At 43.1% G+C, this 283-nt stretch carries 1 protein-coding gene; it reads left to right on the top strand.

The window, feature by feature from the left end; translation table 11 throughout:
- Positions 1-283 (top strand): thioredoxin family protein (locus AAEZ03_RS26910; RefSeq protein ID WP_350582857.1); only part of this gene is annotated, 283 nt, incomplete at both ends.

Here is a 283-nt window from a genome sequence, read left to right as displayed (position 1 = left end):
GGATAAAGCCAGTATTAGCGGTAAAACAGTGATGTTAGATTTATATGCCGACTGGTGTGTGGCCTGTAAAGAATTTGAAGCCATTACCTTTAAAAATGCCGAGGTTGCAGCGCGCATGAGTCAAATGGTGTTATTGCAAGCCGACGTGACCGCCAGCGATGATATTGATATTACTCTTTTAGAACATTATGGCGTATTAGGTTTACCCACCTTGTTAATGTTTAATAGCGATGGCGAACAACGTAAAGACTTACGCGTTACCGGCTTTATGGGCCCGAAAGAC

The sequence above is a fragment of the Pseudomonas sp. HY2-MNA-CIBAN-0224 genome (genome assembly GCF_040310285.1).
GTDB classification, from domain to species: Bacteria; Pseudomonadota; Gammaproteobacteria; order Pseudomonadales; family Pseudomonadaceae; genus Aquipseudomonas; species Aquipseudomonas helleri.
The sequence above is the reverse complement of the archived record's forward strand: the minus strand, read 5'-3'. Positions and strand labels throughout refer to the sequence as shown.